Annotated in this window: 23 protein-coding genes and 3 tRNA genes; 4 read left to right on the forward strand and 22 right to left on the reverse strand. The window is 52.9% G+C overall.

Features of this window, described 5'->3' with window-relative positions:
* Positions 1-57: 57 nt before the first annotated feature.
* From mutM to coaD, 5 genes are all read right to left on the reverse strand, one after another.
* Positions 58-1,044 (reverse strand): bifunctional DNA-formamidopyrimidine glycosylase/DNA-(apurinic or apyrimidinic site) lyase, encoded by a 987-nt coding sequence (gene mutM, locus HF984_RS00045; RefSeq protein WP_168613643.1) that lies wholly within the window; start codon positions 1,042-1,044, stop codon positions 58-60.
* A 63-nt stretch (positions 1,045-1,107) separates the two neighbouring features.
* Positions 1,108-1,800, reverse strand: coding sequence for a ribonuclease III (rnc, locus tag HF984_RS00050; protein WP_168613644.1), 693 nt, complete (start codon positions 1,798-1,800; stop codon positions 1,108-1,110).
* An 11-nt stretch (positions 1,801-1,811) separates the two neighbouring features.
* A complete protein-coding gene (gene rpmF, locus HF984_RS00055) occupies positions 1,812-2,015 on the reverse strand; it encodes a 50S ribosomal protein L32 (RefSeq protein WP_168613645.1) in 204 nt (67 codons plus the stop codon).
* 26 nt (positions 2,016-2,041) lie between these two features.
* On the reverse strand, positions 2,042-2,530 hold the full coding sequence (locus HF984_RS00060; RefSeq protein ID WP_190725239.1) for a YceD family protein: 489 nt from the start codon (positions 2,528-2,530) through the stop codon (positions 2,042-2,044).
* A 228-nt stretch (positions 2,531-2,758) separates the two neighbouring features.
* Positions 2,759-3,235, reverse strand: coding sequence for a pantetheine-phosphate adenylyltransferase (gene coaD, locus HF984_RS00065; protein WP_168613646.1), 477 nt, complete (start codon positions 3,233-3,235; stop codon positions 2,759-2,761).
* Between the two features lie 103 nt (positions 3,236-3,338).
* On the opposite strand from coaD, the gene HF984_RS00070 reads away from it, so the two are divergent.
* Entirely contained in the window at positions 3,339-4,538 is a 1,200-nt protein-coding gene (locus tag HF984_RS00070; RefSeq protein WP_168613647.1) for an aminotransferase class I/II-fold pyridoxal phosphate-dependent enzyme, read from the forward strand.
* Between the two features lie 62 nt (positions 4,539-4,600).
* Positions 4,601-5,173 carry an LURP-one-related/scramblase family protein gene (locus tag HF984_RS00075; protein WP_486374867.1) on the forward strand — a complete coding sequence of 191 codons (573 nt, stop codon included), beginning with the start codon at positions 4,601-4,603 and terminating at the stop codon, positions 5,171-5,173.
* A gap of 55 nt (positions 5,174-5,228) precedes the next feature.
* Here the strand turns inward: HF984_RS00075 and rsmD are convergent, their stop codons facing one another.
* The 5 genes from rsmD to HF984_RS00100 are packed head-to-tail and all read right to left on the reverse strand — an operon-like array spanning position 5,229 to position 11,791.
* Positions 5,229-5,804 (reverse strand): 16S rRNA (guanine(966)-N(2))-methyltransferase RsmD, encoded by a 576-nt coding sequence (gene rsmD, locus HF984_RS00080; RefSeq protein ID WP_168613649.1) that lies wholly within the window; start codon positions 5,802-5,804, stop codon positions 5,229-5,231.
* 33 nt (positions 5,805-5,837) lie between these two features.
* Entirely contained in the window at positions 5,838-8,654 is a 2,817-nt protein-coding gene (locus tag HF984_RS00085; protein ID WP_168613650.1) for an ATP-dependent DNA helicase RecG, read from the reverse strand.
* Positions 8,654-9,541 (reverse strand): DAK2 domain-containing protein, encoded by an 888-nt coding sequence (locus tag HF984_RS00090; protein ID WP_228008235.1) that lies wholly within the window; start codon positions 9,539-9,541, stop codon positions 8,654-8,656. The genes HF984_RS00085 and HF984_RS00090 overlap by 1 nt, the downstream gene beginning before the upstream one ends.
* On the reverse strand, positions 9,471-10,526 hold the full coding sequence (gene thiL / locus HF984_RS00095) for a thiamine-phosphate kinase (RefSeq protein WP_168613652.1): 1,056 nt from the start codon (positions 10,524-10,526) through the stop codon (positions 9,471-9,473). Before thiL ends, HF984_RS00090 begins: the two co-directional genes overlap by 71 nt.
* Before the next feature lie 2 nt (positions 10,527-10,528).
* Entirely contained in the window at positions 10,529-11,791 is a 1,263-nt protein-coding gene (locus HF984_RS00100; protein WP_168613653.1) for a hypothetical protein, read from the reverse strand.
* 165 nt (positions 11,792-11,956) lie between these two features.
* Between HF984_RS00100 and HF984_RS00105 the strand changes: the two genes are divergently transcribed.
* A complete protein-coding gene (locus HF984_RS00105; protein ID WP_168613654.1) occupies positions 11,957-12,433 on the forward strand; it encodes a DUF3515 domain-containing protein in 477 nt (158 codons plus the stop codon).
* Between the two features lie 80 nt (positions 12,434-12,513).
* Here HF984_RS00105 and HF984_RS00110 read toward each other — a convergent pair whose 3' ends face one another.
* The 6 genes from HF984_RS00110 to leuC all read right to left on the reverse strand — a co-directional run bounded on the left by HF984_RS00110 (position 12,514) and on the right by leuC (position 19,182).
* Entirely contained in the window at positions 12,514-13,638 is a 1,125-nt protein-coding gene (locus HF984_RS00110) for a D-alanine--D-alanine ligase family protein (RefSeq protein WP_168613655.1), read from the reverse strand.
* 20 nt (positions 13,639-13,658) lie between these two features.
* Positions 13,659-14,729, reverse strand: coding sequence for an NAD(P)H-dependent glycerol-3-phosphate dehydrogenase (locus HF984_RS00115; protein ID WP_311241669.1), 1,071 nt, complete (start codon positions 14,727-14,729; stop codon positions 13,659-13,661).
* 10 nt (positions 14,730-14,739) lie between these two features.
* Entirely contained in the window at positions 14,740-15,519 is a 780-nt protein-coding gene (locus HF984_RS00120; RefSeq protein ID WP_168613657.1) for a lysophospholipid acyltransferase family protein, read from the reverse strand.
* A gap of 5 nt (positions 15,520-15,524) precedes the next feature.
* Positions 15,525-16,847: a UDP-N-acetylglucosamine 1-carboxyvinyltransferase gene (gene murA / locus HF984_RS00125; RefSeq protein WP_168613658.1), complete on the reverse strand. Its 1,323-nt coding sequence runs from the start codon at positions 16,845-16,847 to the stop codon at positions 15,525-15,527.
* 289 nt (positions 16,848-17,136) lie between these two features.
* Positions 17,137-17,724 (reverse strand): 3-isopropylmalate dehydratase small subunit, encoded by a 588-nt coding sequence (gene leuD, locus HF984_RS00130; protein WP_168613659.1) that lies wholly within the window; start codon positions 17,722-17,724, stop codon positions 17,137-17,139.
* Between the two features lie 36 nt (positions 17,725-17,760).
* A complete protein-coding gene (leuC, locus tag HF984_RS00135; RefSeq protein ID WP_168613660.1) occupies positions 17,761-19,182 on the reverse strand; it encodes a 3-isopropylmalate dehydratase large subunit in 1,422 nt (473 codons plus the stop codon).
* A gap of 220 nt (positions 19,183-19,402) precedes the next feature.
* On the opposite strand from leuC, the gene HF984_RS00140 reads away from it, so the two are divergent.
* Entirely contained in the window at positions 19,403-20,110 is a 708-nt protein-coding gene (locus HF984_RS00140) for an IclR family transcriptional regulator (RefSeq protein ID WP_168613842.1), read from the forward strand.
* Positions 20,111-20,177: 67 nt separating this feature from the next.
* On the opposite strand, the gene HF984_RS00145 is transcribed toward HF984_RS00140, so the two are convergent.
* The 6 genes from HF984_RS00145 to gltX all read right to left on the reverse strand — a co-directional run bounded on the left by HF984_RS00145 (position 20,178) and on the right by gltX (position 26,246).
* On the reverse strand, positions 20,178-21,896 hold the full coding sequence (locus tag HF984_RS00145; RefSeq protein ID WP_168613661.1) for a dynamin family protein: 1,719 nt from the start codon (positions 21,894-21,896) through the stop codon (positions 20,178-20,180).
* Positions 21,896-23,902 (reverse strand): dynamin family protein, encoded by a 2,007-nt coding sequence (locus HF984_RS00150; protein WP_247596376.1) that lies wholly within the window; start codon positions 23,900-23,902, stop codon positions 21,896-21,898. Before HF984_RS00150 ends, HF984_RS00145 begins: the two co-directional genes overlap by 1 nt.
* Positions 23,903-23,943: 41 nt before the next feature.
* Positions 23,944-24,016: transfer RNA gene (locus HF984_RS00155), tRNA-Glu, on the reverse strand.
* Between the two features lie 153 nt (positions 24,017-24,169).
* Positions 24,170-24,242: transfer RNA gene (locus HF984_RS00160), tRNA-Glu, on the reverse strand.
* Between the two features lie 22 nt (positions 24,243-24,264).
* Positions 24,265-24,336, reverse strand: a tRNA-Gln gene (locus HF984_RS00165).
* A 392-nt stretch (positions 24,337-24,728) separates the two neighbouring features.
* The gene (gene gltX / locus HF984_RS00170) at positions 24,729-26,246 is read right to left on the reverse strand and encodes a glutamate--tRNA ligase (protein WP_168613662.1); all 1,518 of its coding nucleotides are present in this window, start codon (positions 26,244-26,246) and stop codon (positions 24,729-24,731) included.
* Positions 26,247-26,260 lie beyond the last annotated feature (14 nt).

Here is a 26,260-nt window from a genome sequence, read left to right on the forward strand (position 1 = left end):
TGGGTCGGACGCCTTACCGGTTTTCCGACCCACAGTTTTATTATTCTTTATTTGACTTTATGGAGCTTGACGCGGTGCTCTCTGGCATCGCGGACAACGATAAGAACTACGGTTCATAAAGGGTTCGCGAACGATTATCGACGTTTTACCGGCCTCTAAACAACGCACGCAGGGCTTGCCCGCTTGACCGTAAGCGTGAAGAGACCGGTCAAAATAACCCGATTGGCCGTTCACGTTGACGTATAGCGCATCAAAGCTCGTACCACCTGCTACCAGCGCTTGCTGCATAACGTCTGAGACCGCATCAACCAGCGTCCTACTTTGCGCAGCGGTCAACGATTTCGCTGGCTTATTGTAATGTAGCTTAGCCCGCCATAGAGCCTCATCAGCATAGATATTTCCAACACCAGAAATCACCGATTGATCTAATAGCAGTCGCTTAATACCGCTGGATGTTTTACGTAGCTTGGTTCGGAAGTCTGCATACGAAAAGTTGGGATCAAGGGGATCACGAGCAATATGCGATACTGCACGCGGAACCACTGGTAGCCCAAGATTAGATCTTGACGCTGAGGGTATAAGCTCCCCCGCCGCATCTGTGGTGTGCACCCACTCATCTAAAAACATACCGCCAAAAATTCGTTGATCAATGAATCTAAGTTCCGTGGCTGACCCGTCGTTGAGTTTCAAGCCGAGCGTAATCTTCAGGTGCTTGTCGGCAGCGAAAGTAGAGTCTTTGAACAAAACTTGACCGCTCATTCCCAAGTGAATAACTAGCGCCGGCGGAATCTGTGAAAGATCAGAAATCTTTTCTATTCCACCTGCCGCACAGTGGCGTGGTGCAAGCACCAACCATAAGTACTTACCGCGTCGGGCAGCATCAACAATAACGGCCCCCGTGAGCTCTTCTACAAACTGGTGAGCATCGCCAGCATATCTTCTGATGGAGCGGATATCATGAACTACCACACTCTCAATTTCAGCACCTAAGGCACGCTCAACGATTCCGGCTCGAACAGTTTCAACTTCGGGCAATTCGGGCATGCTCACAACCTTTTTTAAAAATAAATGGGCGGTACATCAACTGTACCGCCCGACGCTAAGTTTTTAGTCCTGCGTCAAAATTTTATAGCCGCGATGTGCAGCTTCGCGTTCTGCTTCTTTTTTATTAGTGCTTTCACCACCGCTGGCAACGATGTCCTCACCGTCGATAACCAGTACGGCTGTGTAACGACGCGCGTGGTCGGGACCAACGCCGGTAATACGGTACGAGGGTTCACCCTTGGACAAAGATGCGGCAAGCTCCTGCACCTTGGTCTTCCAGTCAGCACCGGCACCCAAAACGTATTCATCGTCCAGCAGATCTCCGGTGAGACGAAGAACCAACTCACGAGCAGGCTCGCGTCCGGCGCTCATATACACAGCACCAAAAATAGCTTCGAGAGTATCTGCCAAAATTGAATCTTTATCAGCTCCGCCGCTTCGCTTTTCGCCTTTACCTAAACGAATATGAGGGCCAAGCTCCAGCGAGCGCGCAATTTGAGCGAGGGTACGAGTTGATACGACCGCGTGATGTCGTGACACAAGTTCGCGTTCAGGGACGGCCGGAAAACGGCGGTACAGCTCTTCGGCGACGGCCAAAGACAGTACGGAATCCCCCAAGAACTCTAGACGCTCATTGTGCGGGATTTCCCCGTTTTCAAAGGAGTATGAACGGTGAGTTAGCGCAAGCACAAACGTCTCGGTGTCGATATAGACACCGAGACGTTTCAAAAAAGCTCTATTGTTAGAGTCAGTCATTGACGCAAAGATTAAGCGTCAGCGACCTTGCGGCCCTTGTACTCATAGAACAGCGCGTTACCGGTTGAATCGGTAACAACCTTAGCCTGGTGAGGCAGGCTGTAGGTCACGCGACCGTTTTCAACGGTCTTTACCAGCTGAGGCACTGATGCCTTCCACTGTGAACGACGTGCGCGGGTGTTAGCACGGGACATTTTCCGCTTGGGAACAGCCACAGCTATCTCTTTTCTCTCTTAATAACTTATAAGTTCTTATCACCCTCATTGAACAACCCGGCTAGGGCGTTCCAACGAGAATCAAGCACCTCATGGTGATGCTCGGGGTCATCTTCAAGGCGGAAGCCGCACTCTGAACACAAGCCCAAGCAGGTTTCCCGACAAACGGGCTGGAACGGCAGCTGTAGAATCACTGCGTCCCGCAATACTGGTTCAAGGTCGATTTCTTCGTCCTCTACTGCGTACTGCTCATCAATTTCATCTTCAGGGCCACCTTCAGGGGCCTTCTCAAAGACGAAGAGCTCTTGAACATCGGCTGATAATTCATAGTCGATTGAATCAAGGCAACGGCTACATTCTCCGTGTACATCCACGGAGGCAACGCCAGATACCAGAATACCATCTACAACGGATTCCAGTCGGACATTGAGGTCAATGTCGGTACCTTCTTCCGCTCCGATGAGAGCATTGCCAAAATCTTTTGGCGCGGGTACAACTTCATCGAGGGTTTCCATTGTCCCAGGTCGATGGCTCAGTTCTCGCACCGATACCTTCAGGGGCGATGAATTTTTTCGATTAATGACGAACTCCTGACGAATTTTATAACCAACCCACTATTTTAGATATAAAAAGTGAGCACTACAAGCATTCCACGTTAATTTATGCAGTGCAACGCTAGGTGGTGTGGGGTTAACCTCATCCTAGTGATATGCGGTGTCATTACCACTGCCTGTGCGCATTACTTAGTTGAGTTGCCCAAATGCTCGCTGTACAGACCGCGGCACAAATGCGGTGATATTGCCGTCGTAGGATGCTACTTCTTTGACGATGGTGGATGACAGGTGAGTCCATTTGGTGTCACCTACCAAGAAGCTAGTTTCAACACCGGAGATATGACGGTTCATGCTTGCCATGGGAGCTTCATATTCAAAGTCTTGGCTATTGCGCAGGCCCTTGATCATCAATGTAGAACCCTGCGCGCGCACATAGTCCGCTAGCAACGCATCCTGAGGCATGGCTTCAACGCGCACGCCGTCAAGATACTCAAAAGTTTCTTGCGCCATTGCAACCCGCTCCTCGAGCGAGAATCGGTATTTTTTGGCAGAGTTATGGGCTACAGCTACGAGCACTGAACCGTAGATCTTGGCGGCGCGGGTAATAATTTCAACGTGCCCATTGTGAATGGGGTCGAAAGAACCGGGGCAAACAACTAATTGCATGATAATAAGACTAACAGTGCCTTAAAAATCCCAGAAGGCAGCAGCCGGCAAGTGTTGCAAAGTTCTTCAATAATGTACATGTCTTGGCGTGAGGAGTCCCCTTATGATTTTCCCGTACGAACACGTAGGCCGCGCCACCGGCCTGCTGAGTGAAACTGGGCAACAGACCTCAACTATCTTTGAAGAAATGTCTGCGCTGGCTCATCAATACGATGCCATCAATTTAGGGCAGGGCTTTCCAGATACCGATGGCCCCTCAGCGATGCTTCAGGCGGCACAGGACGCTATTGCAGAGGGGAAAAATCAATACGCAACCATCGCCGGGGATGAGGCTTTGCGCAAAGCCGTTGCCACCCATCAGCATCGCTTTTACAACGATTCACTATCAACCGACTGCGTTCTTATCACGGCAGGCGCGTCAGAAGCCATCGCTTCCGCCGTTGCCGCTTTCGTGCGGCCCGGTGATGAAGTCATAGTTTTTGAACCTTTCTATGACATCTACCCCGCAGCCATCGCCCAGGCCGGTGCAGTGATAAAAACGGTGCCGCTTGTGCCACCGACGTTCGATCCCGACTTGGATGCATTGGAAAATGCCTTTTCACAGCGCACTCGCATGGTGATTTTCAACGACCCTCACAACCCCACCGGCACTGTTTTCTCGCCTCAGACGAAACATAAAATAGCCCAGCTGACTGCTGAGCACGACGCGCTGATTCTTCAAGATGGGGTCTACGAGCATCTCACTTTTGATCACCAAAAGTTCTCGCCAATTTTTCTGATTCCAGAAGCTAAAGACCGAACGCTGTTTGTATCTGCCATCTCTAAAACCTGTTCAGCAACCGGCTGGAGAATCGGCTGGGTGACCGGGCCACAGCATCTCATTTCAGCCCTGAAAATTGTCAAAGGATATTTTTCGCATTCAGCAGCTGCTCCCCTACAAGTAGGCGCCGCGGCGGCACTAAACTCACCCGCATCCTTCTATGACGGGCTGAAAGTCGCTTACCAGCAACAACGCGATATTCTGTTGCACGGTTTAGATAACACTGCCTGGAAGATGCAAAAACCGCAGGGCACTTTCTTCGCCGTTGCCGATGCCACCGATCTACTCGAAAAGATGGGTGCTAAGGACGCGGTAGAGCTAGCCACCGTGTTGCCGCGTGAAGCAGGCGTAGCGGTTGTTCCGCTCACGGCCTTTGCGACGAAGAACTATAAACCGGCGGTATCGACCTGGGTCAGGTTCGCCTTTTGTAAGCGGCCTGAAGTGCTTGATGCAGCGGTTGATCGTTTGAAGACTCTTAGCTAGCCCTAGCAGACTTAAACCATTGATTTGTGATGCACATCTACAAAGTACGTTAGGGTTAAACCATGAATGAACACTACAACCTTCCCGCACTTCTGACAGAAAACTCGCTTATTTTCCAACAAACGAGCGGTTTCATGAGCAATGATTTTCAGATCCAGAACAGCGCAGAGCAAGTCTTAGGTGATTTTGTCACTCAAGGCGATGGTCTCTCGCGTATGGTCATGGGCAGCCGAAATTTCGATCTCATCGGCGCTGACGGTCTGGTCTACCTCAAATTAAACGGCGAAATAACGTTTGGACGCGACCGCTTTGAGATTTACAGCGGTAACGGCGAGCGCCTAGCTTCGGTGGTGCAAAATATTGCTTTGTTCTCAACAAAGGTCACCGTTGAAATGGCGCAGGGGCTTATTTTGACGTTGCAGGGGTCGCCGCTAAAGTTCGACTTCGATGTCCTGGCGGGCACCCATCGTGCCGCGGCCGTTTCACGTGCATGGGCTGGAATGGGCAAAGGGTTGATGGGACGCAGCAGGTACAACATTGAGCTCGACCCCGGTGCGCCGCCAGAGGTTCGTTTGGCGATTTTTGGCACAGTCTTAGCCCTTGATTTAATTCGCGCTAAAGCGAGCAAAAACTAAATTGTCATCAGAAAAACCGGTGGTACGCATCTGATCTACTACCGGTTTTTTATTCTCAAGAATTTTCTGGCTCTACAGGTTCGACGTACCACAGCGTTGTCTCGCCATACTGCTTAGTCGCAAACCGCTCTAGCCCTTGCGGAAGTAAAGGTTCTTCGCTGCGAGTGGATCGTTCAAGAACAATCACGCTACCCTCCACCACATGGGCAGTTAGTTTTTCCAACAGTAAATAGATATCGTCGTTAGAGACGGCATACGGCGGATCAATAAAAACCACGTCGAAGGGTGCCCCCGTGTAGTGCTCCGTGAACGATGCGGCGGTCATCTTGTGAACCTTTGACGTACCACTCACCGACTTACCCAGCAATGCTGCGTTCTTCTCAATCGCCGTAATAGCTTTGGGATAATGATCCACAAAATCAACATGGGTGGCACCGCGCGATAAAGCCTCACAGCCTAAAGCTCCCGAGCCACCAAACAAATCGAGCACTCGAGCATCTTCAAGCACCTCGTACGCATCCAACCGAGAAAAAAGAGCCTCTTTCACGCGGTCTGTCGTTGGACGCGTGTTGTCACCCGGAACATTAGCTAAACGTTGACCACCGGCAATACCTGCAATAATTCGGCTCAAAACACAATCCTCTCGTGAACGTATTCCATCATTCTAACCGCGGCCCAAAAATGCCTCAGAATCAGCATCTAGCGCGCGTTCCAATGTCCGGGCAATATCTGGATGGCGAGCAAGCGTTGGATCCTTTTCAACGAGCGCTCTGGCATCTTCACGGGCTTTTGCAATGAGAGAAGCATCCGTCAAAGCTCGTAACAACTTGAGCGTAGTCTTCTTACCGGACTGAGCAGCACCCAAGATATCCCCCTCGCGTCTTTGCTCTAAGTCGATCTTTGAAAGCTCAAAACCATCGGTGGTAGAAGCCAACGCTGCGAGCCTCTCTCTGGAAATACCATCGGAGTTCTGCTTAGTCACGAGCAGGCAGGTACCGGGCAAGGTTCCACGACCAATACGACCGCGAAGCTGATGAAGACCAGAAATGCCAAACCGGTCAGCGTCCATAATAATCATGAGCGTAGCGTTAGGAACGTTCACGCCCACCTCAATGACAGTAGTCGACACCAAAATATCAATGTCACCGGCATCAAAACGAGACATTACATCGGATTTAGCCGACGTATCCATTTTGCCGTGCAGAACCTCGATGCGAGTTCCTGCCAAAGCATCCACCGATGTCAGCTCTTCAAACATAGAGCTGACCGAAGTGAGCGGATCTCGTGATTTCTCCTGAGAATCCGTACCCAGCAAAGTGCTGCCGTCATCGCCGACCGAAGAATCATCCTGACCAATTTTGGGCACAACCACGTAGACCTGGTGACCGGCGTCTACCTCTTCACGTGCGCGCTGCCAGAGCCTATCGCGCCACGCTGGTTTTTCGGCAAGAGGCACCACATGCGTAGTGATTTTCTGGCGTCCGGCAGGAAGCTGATCAAGTACTGAGGTGTCAAGGTCACCAAAAACGGTCATAGCAACGGTACGCGGAATGGGGGTTGCTGTCATGACGAGTCGGTGGGGCAATGCTCCGTTCGGTCCGCGCAAGGCATCGCGCTGTTCCACACCAAAACGATGCTGTTCGTCCACCACGACCATGCCGAGATCAGCAAATTGCACATTATGCGCTAAGAGGGCGTGGGTACCGATAACGATATGGGCAGCACCCGATGCCATATCAGCTAACACCTGTTTTTTCTCGCGAGCAGGCAGTGAGGCTTTGAGCAGAACCACATGAATACCGTGCGGATTCTTCTCGCTCACCAAGAGGTCACCCAAAATAGCGCACACGGAATTATAGTGTTGCTCCGCCAAAACCTCGGTGGGGGCTAGCATCGCTGATTGCGCGTGATTATCAGCCACCTGGAGCATGGCACGCAAAGCTACAACGGTTTTACCTGACCCAACATCACCTTGCAGCAACCGGTTCATCGGAGTGGAGGATGCGAGATCGTGGGCAATCTGCTCCCCAACTCTGTACTGACCTTCGGTGAGGTTGTAAGGCAGAAGCTGTAGAAGTTTCTTAGCGTACCCGTTGGCGGTTGCGGGGCGAGCAACAGTGTCGTGTGCTGCACGGGCAGCGCGAGTCTTCGCAAGAGCGATCTGCAAGATAAACGCTTCCCTAAAACGCAAAGCGTAGTGAGCGGCGCGCCACGTTTCTTCGGTATCGGGAGTGTGCAGAGCGCGATACGTCCACGCTAGTGATGGGATTTTGCGGGCACGACGAACAGAGACCGGCAGCGGATCTTCAAGTTCTGATAACTTGGCGCGGTCAAGTACCTGCTCCATTGCAGTTGCAATTCTGTCGGTGGGTAACTTGGCTGGAGCCTTATAGACAGGAATGGGAGCCGTGGCGCGATTTTTAGCGCGCTCGATAGCGTGCGAGGACGCGCCGGTCAGGTCTTCGTCCCCGGCAAGTACTGCGTAATGCGGGTTTGTCAGCGTGAGTTCACCGCGGTAGGCACCCACTTTTCCTGAGAACATCACATGATCGCCTGCATGGATTTCTCGTGCCGCTGTCCAAGCGTTGAAAAAAGACAGCGTCATGGTTGACTGATTGCGGATGAATCCCCCACCTTGCCAGCTGCCTAGCGTCGGCTCAAAGCCGGGGAATGCGCCGTACGTGTCAGCGTATCCTGAGGCGTTGCCTGCAATGCGCGGATGCGCCTGGTTGGCTCGCCCGGGTTGCACTCCAAACCCACCGGTGCTGGGGGTCGAGTCGGTTTCATCCAGCTGGTCTGTGATGGTGATTTCGGTGATCGATCCCCTACGCGAGTGCATGTTTCTGGTGCTGACGCTGAGCACTTTAGCTAGCAGGGTCGCGTCTTGACCTTCGACCAGCTCTGAAAAGCTGGTGAGCTCACCGCGAGGTAAATACTTGCGGGGGTAATATTCTAGAAATTCCCCCACAGTGGAGATACCCAGGTGAGTGGCTATGCTTTTAGCTGTTGCATGGTGAAGATAGTTTTTGAGCGGCTCATTTTCGAGGCGGTTTTCCTCGCTGTAGTGTTCTTTCGCCTCTTTGACCTTGTTAGCTATTTCTTGTTGTTCGGGGCTGAGTTTTTGTTTCTGACGCGTTGATGGCGCTGGTTTGCGGGATTTTGTCTTTGTCTTGGAAGTGGCCTGAATCTTCTGTGAAGCCTTGGTTTTAGAGTTTTTTGAGGTACTGCTCTGGCGAGGCTTACGCGTTTTTTGGCGCGCTGTCGCCTGTTTCTTGGGCTCATGTGGGCTGCTCTGAGTTATTTCCTGCGCAACAGCTAAGAGATCAGGTTGAGTCACCTCGGGCTGTTTCTTATGTGAAGACTCAGCACGCTTGATAGAGCGAGCGTCCTGGGTTCTCTGAGGCGTCTTCTCTAACCGCGCGGTATCGGGCAGGTCAAAAAGCGTTTCAAAATCAGTATCGGGTGTAGTTTCGTCTGACATTAGTGACCCAACGAGGTAGTACGTAGGTTTTCGACTTCACCTGCTGCCTGAAGAGCAGAGATGGCGGCTTCTTCTGTCGTTACGTGCACGTGTACCGCCCAGCGCGCAGGTTCACCGTTACCTACCCGCGCGATGCTCAAGGAATCTCCCATGGCTTCTAAAGAGTTACGCAAAGTGCTCATGGTCAGAAGATCTGCGGTCACAGTTGCCATCACTTCTACACCGGAGTCTTTGGACGCGTGAGACTGACGATGTTTTACTGCCAGATGTGCGGTGAGAAATTCTGCATCGTATCGAGCTGCCCGCGACGGTTGCCCGGCTACTTGGGCTAACGCATCGATGACATACAGAAAGCCCAGCGCACCAGCATCCACAACATTGGTTTCGCTTAATGCCGGAAGTATTGAAGTAGTTTCTCGCACTGTCTGTTCAGCGCAATCGCGGGCATCATCTAGATTCTTTACACTGCCGATAGCTTTCATCACCGTTAGCATTGTGCCCTCGACAGGAGTCGATAAAGACTTCTCAGCAACCCTTGCAGCTGCAGCGAATCCTTCAACACAACGGACTGCTGATTGTGCATCGTCATGCACAAACGGAGCCAAACTGTTGAGCCACACACTCAATAGTGTGCCTGAATTGCCACGGGCGTTGTTCATAGCACTCTCTGCGAAATCAGCGAAGCTACTATTTTCGCGGCTCTCACGAATACGGGCTAGAGTTCCCGCCATATTAGAACCCGTGTCAGAATCGGGCACCGGGAAAAGGTTTAGAGCATTGAGACCTTGCGCGCGATCAGACAGAACTTGTTCCGCGCTAGTCAGCCAGGTCCTCCACCATAGACTGTCCAAAATGGTCCCACCCTTTCGACTCCACAGATACTCCATCAACGGTAACGGCAGAATCTAGTTTTTCGCGACACGTGCCGATGCGGGTGAACTCAGTTGGCAGTTCAGCATCGGCAGGAAATGTTGCAAGCAATCCATGATTTTCTCCGCCGGTCAATACCCATTCTAAAGCCAGATGTTCCGGTGAGTTGCTGAGCAAAGAAGCAGTATTCTCTAAGGGCGTGATAAACCGGCGCAGGCTTTCAGTCTCAAAGTCGATAGTAATGCCAGAGGCATCGGCTATTCTCGAGGCATCTTTCAGCGGACCATCAGATACATCAAGCATCGCTGTTGCTCCGGCTAGTCGAGCTTTCTCGCCAGCTTTCAGCGGTGATTGAGGACGCTGCTGGGCAGCAATGCACGCAAGGGCGGGTTCTTCAAGATCGGGTAACTGTTCAGTTTCCAGTAGCGCTAACCCGGCAGCAGCTGTGCCGAGTGCTCCTGCAATAGCTACCTGATCGCCCGCATGCGCCCCCGATCGTAAAACGGGCTGAGGCGTCAGCCCCAGTGCAGTAACGGTTACTGAAAGCTCCGTGGACGTTCCAAGGTCACCACCAGCGACGGTGCAGGCCTCAGCACCAAGAGCGGCACAGGCATCCACCATTCCTTGAGCAAAATCTTCAAAAAACTGCACCGGGGATGATTTCGGGCAAGAAATAGAGACCACCATTGAGACAGGCTGAGCACCCATAGCCGCCACATCAGCTAGATTTTGTGTGGTGGCCTTCCACCCAATGTCATACCCGGTGGTAGTGAGCCCGCTGGGCCACCGCCAACGAAAGTCTTGGTTTTCCACCTGCGTGTCAGTGGTAACAACTGTCTGTCCCCCGCGTAAATCCAGCACAGCGGCATCGTCACCAGGGCCCACGATGAGGTGTGAGAAACCAGCCTGACGCACCGATTGCTGCCGCTGCAATAAAGTGGGCGTGAACCGTGCCAGCACCTCAGACTCTGAACTAGATTCAACACGGTCAACAGATGGCATGACTACGACTTTCGATTGGTAGCGATAAAGATTCGGATAATCACAGCGATGCTGGTAAGGGCAAGGGCACTAAATGCGGCAAGAGGCAAAGACCCAGAAATTAGACTTTCGCCGCGCATCACGTTGCCGTAAGTATTAGACCCGCCAGCTACGCTCTTGGTGTCCTTAGCCCCGTTTACGCCAAAGTTTGAGCCCGCAGTTAGTCGGCCACGTTCTTTAGGTTCGGTGGCATCCAAGTAACTACTAACCCATTCAGCCGCTCCGGGAATCTGTCCTTCTTGCAAACTTCCTGAGCCGTGAAAAATTGAGCCTAGCGTTGAACCTACAGTATTACCTGTTTTGTCGTTGCGTGCATCCGGTTTGCTTTGCACACCGAATGTCATCAAGGGTCGATTGGCCTGTTCAATAATGTGAGCAGATTGAGGAAGCTGCTCTGAGCTGGGCACCTGTTGTGCAGGTGCTTCTTGGTGAGTCGGTGAGGACTGAATACTGAACCGCGGAGCAACTACCTGCGCTGGATTCACGTCATTTTGAGGAACGTTCGGGGCAGGTACCGGCAATGACGCATTGGGGCTACTCGGTTGCTCTGGTGCAACGGACGGTGCTGGTTGAGGAACCACCGAATCAGGTGAAACCGGCTGAACCGGCTCATTGTGTGTAGCCTCAATAGTAGGAGTCGGAGCCACTGGCTCAACAGTGTGTTCAGTGGGTTCGGGAGTTACCGGACTCGGTGAAACCCTCGGGTGGTGATCCGCTGTAGCACCGGTTATGTCAGGAACTGGAGTCTGCGTGGCTTCATCGCTTTCTTCAGGAACCGGTAGCTGAGTTTCTTCCCCGGGCACATCTGTCGACTCCGCAGTAGGAGCAGGAGTCGGGTTCACGGTAGGCGCAGCTGTTGGAATGTCAGAGGGAGCTGGTGACTGCGATTCGTCAACGGGAGAAGTTGGTGTCGGCTCACCGGCAGATGAACTCGGCACCGGCTCAGTGACGGAGGGAGCTGGCACCGGAGATTCGGCAGGAGCGACAGTACTGGGCTGAGAAGTAGGCACTTCTGCGGGTGTAGGAACAACCGGTGTGGCAAGAACAGTCGAAGAAGGTTGCGGAGAAACAGGCGTCGCAGATTCCTGTACGAGCACTGGAGAATCCAGTTGCTCTCCCTGCTGAATAGGATCGGCCCATGCACCCGCCCCGCATGCAACAGCAGCTACAGCAGCTACAGAACCCGCTGCTACCGCTACCAGAGAGCTTCGGTTAAGACTACGCATACCTGAAGAGACCTCTTTCGTCCTGACGAATTACTGGTTTAGCATACCCGCATCGTTCTTTTCTCTCAATGAGCAGAACCACCTCAACCAACCTTGTCGGTCCCCTTCTTCATCTCGTATTAGGATAGAGGGGTGAATGCTGTGGGTCTTAAACGAATTGTAAGTATGGGTGCTTTCGGTCTGCTTCTGACTGCTTGCTCAAGTTCTGTAAACCTTGACGCCGCTCCGGATGCTGCTAACCCTGATTGCGCCAAAGCCATGATTGCTATGCCCGATGAATTAGCTGGTTTCAAACAACGCGAAACCACTGCGCAGGGAACCTCAGCGTGGGGTGACCCTACCGCTATCGTGGTCAAATGCGGCGTCAGCATTGAGCAACCTGTCACAGATGTCTGTGCCGAAGTCAACGGTGTTGATTGGATCATCAAACCGACTGAAGACGCTGATTCTCAAGGGGTTTCTCCAGAGCAGTCAGCGACCGGCACCTGGACGGCTACCACCTTCGGTAGAACCCCAGCCATTCAAGTAACGTTCAACGCCGACCAGGTGCCATCCTCAACGCTCCTGAGCGGAATTAATTCAGCGGTACAGCAGATTGACCAGAGCCAACAATGCTTGAACATGGATGACACGCAGGCATAGCTAATAACCTTATATTGAGGCACACAAAAGGGAGGGCTCACTTTGGCAGTGAGCCCTCCCTTTTATACGATGTCTAAAGCTTAGCGCAGACCCAAAGGACGCTTGAGAGCCAGTGTAATCAGCTCATCAATCAAATCCGGGTACTGAATACCTGAGTTCTCCCACATCGTCTTGTACATCGAAATCGGAGTGAAGCCAGGTAAAGTGTTCACCTCATTAATCACCAGGCGTCCGTCCTCAGTGTAGAAGAAGTCAGCACGTGACAGCCCCTCACCATCGACCGCCAAGAACGCTTCAACAGCCAGTTCGCGCATTTTTTCGGTGACACTCTCAGGCAAATCTGCCGGACACTGAGTGGTTGCGGATGTCTTAGAAACATACTTCGCTTCGAAGTCGTAGAAACTATGTTCAACGTCCTGCACTACGATTTCGCCGGGGTAGGATGCGCGCGGACGACCGTTGTCAGCGGTATCAAGTACAGCGCACTCAATTTCGCGTCCTACGATCCCCGCTTCAATAACTAGCTTGGGGTCAAAACGGTGAGCCTCTTCGATAGCTGCATCGAGCTGATCCGCCGAGTCAACCTTGGTGATACCGAAAGACGACCCTGCACGGGCTGGCTTGACGAAAACCGGGTAGCCCAACTTTTCGATGCGCTCGCGAGCGCCCTGCGCATCGGTTGCCCACTGACGCATCGTGATAACTTCGTAGGGACCGACTTCAAGACCTGCTGCCTCAAAAGCAACCTTCATAAAGTGCTTATCCATGGCTACCGCTGAGGATGTAACACCGCAACCGACATATTTGAGGTCTGCCATTTCGAGCAAGCCCTGCAAGGTACCGTCCTCGCCGAACGGGCCATGTAGCAGGGGAAAGACGACGTCGATGGGCTCACCGTATTCTAGCTCATCGTTTTCGTTGACCAGTCGCAAGCGGTTATCACCTGCACCCAGCGGCAAGAAGACCTGCTGGCCGCCTTCAGGGAAGGTTGCTAGCGCTTCTTGCGTGGTGAGATCTTTGAGCTGGTTCTCATCGGTGAGATACCATTTTCCATCACGAGTGATACCGATGGTCACCACATTGTATTTCTCGTGGTCAATAGCACCGAGCACACCGCAAGCAGTAATCAGTGAGATGGAATGCTCTGAGGAGCGTCCACCGCACAAAAGCGCGACCGTTGGCTTTGAATCAACAGCGTGAGTCATATAAATCTTGAGCTCTCTTTCTAAGAACGTGAGAGGTGAGCCGATTCTGATTTGAGAGCGCGTCCCAAAAGCTTCGGCGCGAGTTCATCAACAGTAATTCTATTCTGAAGAACCGCTACTACGGCTTCGGTAATGGGCATTTCGATGCCGTGACGTTGAGCAAGTTCGGCCACCACCGGTGCGGTTTTTACAGATTCAGCCGTTTGAGTCATCACGGTGCCCAGATCTTCAGGGCTCACGCCTTGGGCAAGATGCTTACCCGCCATATGATTGCGAGACAGCGGTGATGAGCAGGTTGCAATCAAATCGCCCATTCCGGCAAGACCGCTCATCGTCTCGAGTTTTCCTCCAAGCGCAAGTGCCAGACGAGTGGTTTCGGCTAATCCACGCGTCATAACGGATGCTTTGGAATTGTCGCCGTAGTCTTTGCCTTCGCAAATACCAACGCACAAAGCGATCACGTTTTTTACCAGGCCACCTATTTCTACACCGACGATATCGGTGTTGGTATAGGGACGGAAGTAGCTGTTAGCGCAGATAGCGGCTACTTTTTCAGCGGTTTGCTCAGACGATGCGGCAACCACTGATGCCGTGGGTTCTTCTTGAATAATTTCTTTAGCCAGGTTGGGGCCAGAGAGCACACAGATTCGCCCTGAAATATCGTTGCTGTTCACAGGCGACACCTGAGTCAGTACCTCTTGAATGACTTCAGACATACGATAGCCGGTTCCTCGCTCAAGGCCTTTTGCGAGGGAAACCAAAATGGCATGGGGTTCTAGAAAGCTGCCCCACTTCAGCAGGTTCTCTCTTAGTGACTGGGCTGGAACAGCAAGAACAACAATGTCAGCACCTGCCAGAGCATGTTGAATATCAGCCGTATATTCGATGCTTTGAGACAAAACTACGCCGGGAAAATACCGCTCATTGATTCTAGTGTCAGCCATCGCGCTCATAGCGTCGGCATTGCGCCCCCACAGCACAACGCCCGTTGATGCGCCATGCGTTTCAACAGTGTCTGCCACGATTTTCGCAAAGGCTGTACCCCAGCTGCCGGCACCTACAATAGCTACTTTATGCGCGATATTTTGCACGAGATAACCCCTAGCTTTCAGTACGAGCAATCTCGCGGACGCCGGTGCTTGGATTCCAGCGTCCTTCAGGTGCTTTCTCCCCGCGGATATCTGCGAGAACAGCAGTGACAGCATCCATCATGCGATCCGTAACGGCCATCAGCTCGGAGCGTGAGTAACGCTCTGCCTTTTGCTCTGTCACCAGATCAGAAAAATCGATGGGGTCCCCGACTTCAACAACAACTTTATGCCGCTTACCAAAGCGGGGTTTGCTGTGAGGCGGCATAAACTGCTGATCACCCCAGTGAGCAATAGGCACAACGGGAGCACCGGTAGCCAGAGCCAACCGAGCCGCACCGGTGCGTCCTACCATAGGCCACTGATCGGGGTCTGTAGTCAAAGTACCTTCGGGGTAAATGATGATTGAACCGCCCGCTTCAACAATGTTGCGGGCAGTTTCAAGAGACTTGCGCGCATCCACGGACCCGCGTGAGACCGGCACATGCGCGATAGTGCGCATGAGCCAGCCCAACACGGGTGCGTGGAACAAAGACTCTTTGGCCAGAAAGCGAGGCAGTTTTCCCTCTTTAAACAGCGGGTAAGCCACAGTAATCGGATCAACTTCGCTGATGTGGTTAGCTACCACAATGCAACCGCCTTCAGGCAGCTTTTCAATACCGCGAAATTCGATATCAATCACCAGGTTGTACAAGGGGCGTAGGGTATTACCCGCGATCTTGTACACTGCATTACCCCACGCTGTGGGTTTGAGTTCAGGAAGCTGCTTCTTCTTTGCTGGCTGAGTGTTCATGAAGGTTACTTCACGACCTCAAAGTTAGCGCCGAGCGATTCAAGCTTCTCAACAAAGTGCTCATAGCCGCGTGAAATAACCTGTACGCCGGTGACGTTTGAGGTTCCTTCAGCAGTGAGCGCTGCGATGATGTGGGAGAAGCCACCGCGCAGATCAGGCACGTGAATATCAGTGCCGTGCAACTGGCTCTTACCGGTGATAATCGCGGAGTGCTTGAAGTTCTTGTGACCGAAGCGGCACGGAGTCGGGCCGAGGCAGTCGCGGTGCAACTGAACAGTTGCGCCCATGCGAACGAGAGCGTCGGTGAAGCCAAAACGGTTTTCGTACACGGTCTCGTGTACCACTGATACACCCTGAGCCTGAGTCATCGCTACCACGAGGGGCTGCTGCCAGTCGGTCATAAATCCGGGGTGAACATTGGTCTCAACGAACAAGGGATTCAAATCGCCACCGGGGTGGTAGAAGCGAATACCGTCTTCGCGGATATCCAGACCGCCACCGAGCTTACGGTATACGTTGATGAAGGTGCTCATGTCCTTCTGTGAAGCGTTGCGAACAAAGATGTCACCGCCGGTTGCAAGTGCAGCTGACGCCCATGACGCTGATTCATTGCGGTCAGGAAGAGCGACGTGCTGGTAACCCTTGAGTTCTGAAACGCCTTCGATGATAATCTGGCGGTCGGTCTCAACGGTGATGATAGCGCCCATCTTCTGCAAGATTGCGATGAGGTCCATGATCTCGGGTTCGATGGCGGCGTTCTTGAGCTCGGTCTTGCCATCTGCCATGGTTGCAGCCAGCAGAACCTGCTCGGTTGCACCAACGGAGGGGTAAGGCAGAGTGATGGATGCACCCTTCAGGCCGCCTGCCGGTGCCTTCATGGAGATACCGGTGGGCAACTTCTCTACCTGTGCACCGAATTCCTCAAGGACGCGCAGGTGGTAGTTGATCGGGCGATCACCGATGCGGCAACCACCGAGGTCAGGAATGAAAGCCTCACCGATGGTGTGCAGCAAGGGGCCGCACAAAAGAATCGGGATGCGTGAATCGCCAGCGTGCGCGTCAATATCTGCGTGCTGCGCTACGGATACGTTGCTGGGATCCATGCGAAGGTCGCCGGTCTCTTTGTCGAGATCAACTGCAACGCCGTGCAGTTCTACCAAAGAGGTCACTACCTGAACGTCTTTAATTTCAGGTACGTTGCGCAAAACTGAAGGGGTTGAGCCCAGCAAAGCTGCAACCATAGCTTTGGGAACCAAGTTTTTAGCTCCGCGAACGTTGACCTCACCGGTCAGTGGGGTTCCACCTTCAATACGAAGTGCGCTGGTCATGTAAATCCAATCGTTGATGTGTCCTGTGGTTATAGCTTTGAACTTACTGTGTCACAGGTACAAAATCTAGAAAAAACTATGTGACCTTTCTATTTAATTTTGAGAGGTCACAAAGCGTAGCAATATAAGCATAGTTTACTCAAAAGCTTTATGAGAGCATCCCACAATGAGAAATTCGCCCTAGTCTATTCACCTAGTAGCAAACACGCATCCTCTAGTTTTTATAGCAATGCCGCTCCCCCGTTACTGAATAACGAAGGAGCGGCACATTGCCAATTATCGCACCGGTTTATTGTGTGCGAGGAAGCCACGCTGGACGCTTTGATTCAAAGTCGGCAATCGCATCCTCATGTTGCAGAGTGAGCCCAATATCATCGAGCCCCTCCATCAGTCGCCAGCGCACGTATTCATCAATCTCAAAGGGCACGGTCAAGGAGCCGCACTCAACAGTCTTTGATTCAAGATCAACGGTAATTTCAGTACCGGGGTTGTTCTCCAGTTCTTTCCAGATCAGTTCAATATCATCTTGAGCAACCTGCGCCGCAACCAGTCCCTGCTTTCCTGAGTTACCTCGGAAGATGTCTGCAAATCGTGCAGAAATTACGACGCGAAATCCATAGTCCTTCAGAGCCCACACAGCGTGCTCACGAGAAGAACCGGTGCCGAAATCGGGGCCTGCAACCAGCACAGAACCGCGGTTATACGGCTCTTGATTCAAAATAAAGTTCTCATCTTTGCGCCATCCGGCGAACAGGGCATCCTCAAAGCCTGTCTTGGTGACGCGCTTTAAGTAAACAGCGGGGATAATCTGATCGGTGTCTACGTTGGACTGACGCAACGGTACGCCAATGCCCGTGTGCTTTTTAATAGGTTCCATAAGTGCGGGAATCCTTGTCTACGTTCTTGAGAAGTTTTACAGGTCTGCCGGTGACGACAGGGTGCCGCGAATGGCAGTTGCCGCAGCTACCAGCGGTGATACCAGGTGCGTGCGTCCGCCCTTACCCTGGCGACCTTCGAAGTTACGGTTTGAAGTGGAAGCGCATCGCTCGCCCGGTGCCAACTGGTCGGGGTTCATTCCCAAGCACATGGAGCAACCGGCAAAGCGCCAGTCTGCACCGAAATCCTTGAAGATTTGATCCAGGCCTTCAGCTTCAGCGGCAGCGCGCACTTTCTGAGAGCCCGGGACAACCATCATGCGTACACCATCGGCAGCTTTTTTGCCCTTGACGATTTCTGCCGCAGCTCGCAAATCTTCAAGACGCGAGTTGGTGCACGAACCCAAGAAGACAACATCCACGGGGATTTCCTTCATGGGAGTACCAGCAGTGAGGTCCATGTACTCAAGAGCGCGAGATGCTGCCTTCTGCGAGCTTTCATCATCGAAATCTTCGGGGGCAGGCACCGCCTGCGACAGGGGCACACCTTGGCCGGGGTTAGTACCCCAAGTTACGAAAGGCTCCAGCTCATTAGCGTCAATAAAAACTTCAGCATCATAGGTTGCGCCATCATCTGTCTTCAGCGACTTCCAATACTCAACTGCCTCGTCCCACAGTTCACCCTTGGGCGCGTGGTCGCGTCCTTTAACGTATTCGAAAGTAGTTTCATCGGGAGCCACCATGCCGGCACGTGCACCTGCCTCAATGGACATGTTGCATATGGTCATACGGCCTTCCATTGACAGAGACTCAATTGCAGAGCCGCGATACTCAAGAACATAGCCTTGACCACCACCGGTACCGATTTTTGCAATCACGGCGAGGATAATATCCTTTGCCGTAACTCCCGGTTTAAGGGTGCCATCAACGTTAATAGCCATGGTTTTAAAGGGGGCAAGAGGCAAAGTCTGGGTAGCCATCACGTGCTCTACTTCAGAGGTGCCGATACCGAATGCGAGCGCGCCAAAAGCGCCGTGGGTGGAGGTATGCGAGTCACCGCACACCACCGTCATGCCCGGCATGGTCAAGCCCAGCTGAGGACCTACAACGTGAACAATGCCCTGTTCAGAATCGCCCAGTGAATGAATACGAACGTCAAACTCTTCAGCGTTTTTGCGCAGAGTCTCAATCTGTGTACGCGAGGTGATGTCAGCGATGGTCGAGAAAATATCTTGGGTAGGTGTGTTGTGATCTTCGGTTGCGATGGTGAGATCAACACGGCGAAGGGGACGTCCTTCAAGGCGCAGGCCTTCAAATGCCTGAGGTGAAGTTACTTCGTGCACCAGGTGCAAATCGATGTAGAGAAGGTCGGGCTTGCCATCCTCTCCGCGTACGACGGTGTGCGCGTCCCAGACTTTTTCAGCCAGGGTGCGAGGTGCATGGGTAATGTCACCAGCCATGTTTTCCTCCAGTGTGATGGGGTTCTTTCATTACTATTTTGAACCGTTTTATTACGTGTTTCCATAGATTGAACTTGCATATCACAATATGAGACTTCATCATGGTGTCATGAACACACGTCCATATCAGCATTCCCCAGCTCAATCATCAGATTTATCAGCCCCGCTGTCTGCGCAACAGGTAGCTCCTGGTCCAGGCGAGCTTGAAGATACCCCCACCATGCGTTCATCAGGCGTTGGTGTGCTCGACAAAGCCGCATATATTTTGGACTGCTTAGAAGCCGGCCCCGCCACTCTCTCGCAGTTGGTAAAAGCTACCGGCTTAGCGCGTCCTACCGCTCACCGCTTGGCAGTCGCCCTGGCGCATCACCGGTTCGTAGCCCGCGACATACAAGGACGCTTTATGCTCGGACCTCGCATGGGCGAGTTAGCTTCAGCTGCCGGAGAAGATCGACTCATCGCAGCCTCCGGTCCTATTCTCAATAATCTGCGCAATGTTGCAGGCGAAAGTGCGCAGGTCTTCCGCCGTCAAGGTGACTGGCGCGTGTGCGTAGCGTCAGCCGAACGACCTATCGGTTTGCGCGACACCATTCCTGTGGGAACCCAGCTGTCCATGAAAGCAGGATCTGCCGCACAAATCCTCGTGGCATGGGAAGACCACTCACGCCTGGTTGAAGGACTACGCAACGCGCGATTCTCAGCAACCATGCTCGCAGCGGTCCGCCGACGCGGCTGGGCTCAGTCTATCGGCGAACGCGAACGCGGCACCGCATCGGTATCAGCCCCCGTCAGAAGCCCCTCCGGCAAAGTCATCGCAGCGGTATCAATTTCAGGGCCTATTGAACGACTGACGCGCCAGCCAGGCCGTCTCTACGCCGAGGTTGTCTGCGATGCAGCATCACAGCTCACCGAAGCCCTGCGTAACTAACTCACCTTGAGTAGTTTTTAACAAAAAATTGCGGTCGCATCATGTGATGCGACCGCAATTTTTGTGTTTAGTCCCGCGCTGAGTCTAGAGCCTCGACAAAGCGCTCTCGTCGGTCTAGTTCTTCACGCACGGGGTGCACCACGTAGTTTTGCGCGACTTCAGAAATATTGGCGAAAATTTGTCGCTGAATCTTCTTAGCGTACATGCGGTGGCCCACTGCAGTGACCAAGCGGCCAAGCATTGCGATCACAACGCCCAACAGCAGCCCAGTCACCACTAAGAGCGTAGGCACCGGCAACGGGAACCCCTCAACCGTGGGAGGCTCAGGTAATTGAATCTGAAAGTACTGCGCGACAAAAAGACCGGTAAGCCACAAAAGCCCCACCAACGCTCCAATGATTCCAATCCACTGAATAGCGTTGAACAGGTGCCACCACCACTGTTTTTTCTCGGCTCTGTAATGGGTGGTTGCGATAGCGCGTTCCAATGCATTGGGAAGCTCATCTTCGCGGCTACGGGCTGCCTGTCGAATACTGTGACTCCACGGCTCGCCTGTACCCTCTGAGCTCATTGATGCAAAACCACGCAACGCCGAACTCATGTTAGCTTTCTGACCGGCACTTTGCGGTGGCAGAGATGACTTTGAAATGGGCTCGCCGTCGTGATCCTGGTGAAGATGAAGTCGCTTCAACGGGTCTTTACGCATGGATAGCAACCAGCGGGTAGGAATCCATCCGGTGCTCTGCGCCGCATGCAACTTATAGGTATCCCCGGCAGCTTTGACAACCTGCGGTGCACCGGAAGCTGAATACAACTTGTTTTCCAGGGTTCTGGTGCTGGTGCCGGTAATTCCGTCAGGCATACCGCCACCGTCGTGATGCTGTAGATTTTCACGAGCACTGTCAATATCAGCGGCGATGCGAGAAACCGCAGCTGATTTTTCGACGGCAACTCGCCCCAGCACCTCTCGCAAACGATTGATGTTGTAACCCGTGCGGGCTGACACCGCTAAAGGCTGTGCGAGCAAAGATCCGCTCAGACCGTCCTGAGCAAGAAGGAGTTTCAGCGAATCCAGCACATGCGGAATTTCAGCTTCCTCGAGCCGGTCGGCCTGATTGAGCACTGCAAGCATCACTCCCCCATGTTGGGAGAGAGGGGCAATGAAATCATCGTGAATCACAGCGTCAGCGTACTTCTGCGGGTCTACAACCCACACCAGCACATCGACCATCGATACCATGCGCTCAACAATGGCACGGTTGGACGCTTCGATGGAGTCAAAATCCGGCAAATCCAGCAGAATCAGCCCGCCGTGCGCCGTCACGGTTGAGCCGCGTCCTACCGAAGACTTGACCTTGTTCCAAATACCAGTTTTTACGGGCACCTGAGCGCTGTTGAGAGCTTCCACGGCGTCCTCAGCGCTTTCGTCCATGACGGTTGCATTTTTGACCTGCAACCAGTCCAAAAGCTCCTGACTGCCAGCTTCTCCCCAGACCGCTGCCTGAGCAGTCGACGTCGTAGGACGGCGCGTCGCCGAACGGGCAAGTTCCTTGCCAACGACCGCGTTGAAAAGGGTGGATTTACCAGAGCCGGTAGCGCCAAAGAACCCAATCACAGTGTGTTCTGCAGAGAGCTCACGACGAGAGGAAGTGCGCTCCAAAATGCGCTGGACGTCTTCAAGTACCTGAGGATCTACGCGACCCTGACCCAGTTCCCAGGCGGCGTGTACGCCTTCGACTTTTCGGGAAAGAGCAGTGAGTGAGCTGTCTTTATCCAAGCGGGCCATTATGCTCCTTTGCTCATGGACTGGCTAACGACTTCAAGGTTTTGAGATGCTGAGTGCACCAGCTCCGGTTCGGGACCAAGGCCCACAGAATCTACAAGTTCGATAAAGCGCAGCTGGTGTTCTGCGAGCAACTCTGAGATACGGGTATCCAGATTCTCACGAGCTTCGTGAGCCATACGACGAACAGCGTCCTCACCGAAAATCGCTTCGAGCAATCGCTGGCCGACGATACCAGATCCTCCGGCGATACCCACTTCAATACCGGTCAAACCGCCGGTCATCGAAAAGACCGCCACCATCAGTACAACAGCGGTTGCATTCACGCCCAGCGACATAAAACGTGCCTTCTGGCGCTTATCTGCTCCCTCTCGCTGGATGAGGTCCATGATGTCCTGCTGCCATGCACGGATGCTATCAGCTACATCGGCAGAAAAACCTTCGTGGATGCGTCCTAGGTCTTCGCCATTGAGTAGGGCACGACCTGCAGGTTCATCCAGCCAACGTCGTTGTGAAACTTCAGCAGCTTTAGCAGCTTCTTCAAGAATGACAGCGTGAAGCCCCACTTCAAGAGCCTCTTCAACCGGCGCTGCCTGAGAGGGCTGGCCCTTCAGGATGCTTGCTACGCGGTCACGCAGACGTCCGATACCGCTTTCTAGGCTACGGAAGAATTCGCCGGTGCCTACGAAATCCTGCCAGCGTGAGAGCACTTCTCCACGCAGTAGAGCGCCGTCTTGGGTCGATGCGTGGATGGTGTGAAAGGCCTCGTCATATGCCGAATACACGGCATTTTTGAGGTGGTCAGCCGTTGCGTACTGCGCCTGTTGACCCTCATACAGGGTATTGGTCTGAGCGGCAATTGAGCGGAGTGCGCCTTCCAGCGTCTTCTTGGCAATAGCTGAGCGCTGAGCGGAATCTGCCCCCAACTCTCTCAGCCAATAGATAAGAGGAAGCACAGCGGCCGATGAAATCAGTCCCTGCTCATCGCGTTCCTGCTCACTGACGGTCAGAAGGAAGGCTGCTTGAATCCCCGCTTCTTCCAACATACGGCGCAGATCTTCTTCGATTTCATCTTCGCTACCTTCTGGCACACGATTAAGAACCACTGCCACGGTGATATCGCGGTTCGCGGCCTCATTGAGAAGTTCCCACGGCACAGCATCTGCATAGCGGTTTGCAGTCGTCACGAACAGCCACAAATCAGCGGCTGACAGAAGCTGCTTGGCAAGTCTGCGATTCTCCTCAGAAATAGAGTCGATATCTGGGGCATCAATCAATGCGATACCCGACGGAATAGCTTCTTCAGGCATCATAATCAGCTGGTCTACGCCTGTATGCGGGTCAGCACCGGGCAGTTTACCGTTCTCAGCGTGAACCCTTACCAGGTGCGGCAAAATGCGCTCTGGGGCGTAGGATGCTGCGTCCTCTGGGCGGTGCAAAAGAACAGGCTGACGCGTGGTGGGGCGAATCGCTCCAGAGCGCGTCACGGGTTTACCGATTAAGGTATTGACCAGCGTCGATTTGCCCGCGCCGGTTGAACCGCCGACAACTACGGTGAGCGGTGAATCTACGGATGCCAGCTTAGGCAACACGTAGTCATCAAGTTGCGCTACCGTTTTGCGCTGCTGAGCTCTCTGAGCATCCACAGAGGCGGTTTGTAGAGGGAACGAGAGATCCTTCAAAATTGCGTTTGCAGTGCGAACCTGCTGAAGGTCTTCGGTGGTTTCCTGTGCCTGCTCAAGATGCTCTTGAACACTCGTGGACGCGGGGGCTTGCGCTACCTGAGCTTCCCAAGAAACGGTAGGCTCATCGTCCGTGAAGCGCACTGCGCCGCTCAGCGTTGAGCTATTGTCTAAAACTTTAGTTTCTTCTACCGCCGAGTCGTCGACGGATGCGAGTCGGTCGCTCATCGTCGCGTCATCCTCGAATTCTTGCGGAGTGAAGTTATTTGAATCTTTCTGCACTCCCCTATTTTCGCACGTATACGTACCATTTGAGGGGTTAAACAAGAAAAGCTCCTTTAGTTTCCTGAAGGAGCTTTTTGAGCCTGTGACCCCAACCGGATTCGAACCGGTGTTGCCGCCGTGAGAGGGCGGAGTACTAGGCCGCTATACGATGGGGCCGTATGTTGCTCAAAGCAACGAGTAAAAGCTTACCAAGCATGATCTGTGAACCACAAATCAACAAGGTGTGATATGCAACTCTAATGAGACAATTGTTTTTCTTGAGATAAACAAAAAGCTCCCTCAGTTTCCTGAAGGAGATTTTTGAGCCTGTGACCCCAACCGGATTCGAACCGGTGTTGCCGCCGTGAGAGGGCGGAGTACTAGGCCGCTATACGATGGGGCCGAAACAACAATCAAGTTGTTCGCTGGGATACCAGGACTCGAACCTAGAATGACGGTACCAGAAACCGTAGTGTTGCCAATTACACCATATCCCAATGTTTTGCTCTGACTTCCGAATTTCTTCGTTGTCATCGCCGCAACGAGTAATAACTCTATACGAGGTTTTAAACCCGTGCAAATCAAAATCTGTAGAGCTAGCTCACAATATCTGGATTCAGATACTAAGTTCCTTGAATTCGTGCGGATTATGAGCAGGAAAAATTTTCTAAAAATATTTTATGCGCCTGATGAAACCCTCATTTCACGCTAACAAGAGTGGCTCAAGCAACACATACACCCCGGTGAGCATTCATCGACTGACTCATAAACTTAATGTAGATAACAAAAATCGGAGGAGTCACCACCACCCACTTTCGCGTTTTAACGCTCACAGTGGATGCAGCGGAACTCCCCCGATTTTCAGCGCTCTGCTTCCAGGCCTTCTAGCTTAGCCCTGCACGTCCTTCAACAGCGAACGCAGGCGGTTCAACGAAGATTCCTTGCCCAAAATCTCCATCGACTCGAACAAAGGCGGTGAAACCTTCGCACCGGACATAGCGGTTCGAATTGGACCGAATGCTAGTCGAGGCTTGATTTCAAGACCATCAACAATTGCCCCACGCAGAGCATTCTGAATAGGCTCAGCAGTAAAGTCATCGAGCGGCTCAAGCACATCGATAGCCGCCTGCAGAACCTGAGGTGCAGATTCTTTCAGCTGCTTACGTGCATCGTCAGCAATAACAATCTCGTCATCGCTCTTGAAGAGGAAGCCCAGCAAAGCAGGAGCTTCGCCCAAAAGCTGCATGCGTTCTTGCACAAGCGGTGCACCTTCGGTGAGGATCTTCTGCTCGCGTTCAGTCAGATCTTCAAAAGAGTTGCCCTCAACAATGCCAGCTCGGTTCAGATACCACACCAGTCGGTCACGGAAATCATTTGCTTCAAGCATACGCACATGAGTGCCGTTGATTGCCTCTGCCTTCTTCACATCAAAACGCGCGGGGTTTGCCAGAACGTCCTTGATATCAAAGTGCTTAACCATCTCATCAAGAGTGAAGATGTCCTGATCATGTGAAAGCGACCAGCCCAACAATGCCAGGTAGTTGTCCAAACCTTCCTTAATAAAGCCCTGCTCCTGCAGAAGGAAGAGGTTGGACTCGGGATCACGCTTAGAAAGCTTCTTATTACCCTGACCCATGACGTAGGGCAGGTGACCGAACTCGGGGATGAACTTGGCAACGCCAACCTCAATCAGGGCACGGTAGAGAGCAATCTGACGCGGAGTAGATGAGAGTAGGTCCTCGCCGCGCAGAACATGGGTGATGCCCATCAACGCATCATCCACGGGGTTAACCAAGGTATAGAGGGGCTTACCATTGGCACGAACGACGACGAAGTCGGGGGTAGAGCCAGCCTTGAAGGTGATTTCACCGCGCACCAGGTCGGTGAAGGTGATGTCTTCATCAGGCATGCGCAAGCGCAACACGGGCTCGCGTCCCTCAGCACGGTAAGCGGCCTTCTGCTCCTCGGTCAGATCGCGGTCAAAGTTATCGTAGCCCAGCTTGGGGTCTTCGCCCTTCGCTTTATGACGTTCTTCGACCTCGGCCGGAGTTGAAAAATCCTCATACACATAGCCGCCATCTACCAACTTCTGAATGACGTCCTGGTAGATATCGCCACGTTGCGACTGACGGTAAGGCTCATGAGGGCCACCCACGCCAACGCCTTCATCCCAGTAAATACCCAACCAGTGCAGTGAGTCTAGCACCTGGTTGAAGGACTCTTCTGAGTCACGCGCCGCATCGGTATCTTCGATACGGAAAACCAACTTGCCGCCGGTGTGCTTAGCATAAGCCCAGTTAAAGAGGGCGGTGCGAATCATACCCACGTGCGGGGTGCCAGTCGGTGACGGGCAAAAACGCACGCGAGTCTCGCTGGGGTCATTCAACTTCAGTGAATAATCAGTCATTGTAATGTTGTGTT

This window comes from Rothia terrae, assembly GCF_012396615.1.
Taxonomy (GTDB): domain Bacteria; phylum Actinomycetota; class Actinomycetes; order Actinomycetales; family Micrococcaceae; genus Rothia; species Rothia terrae.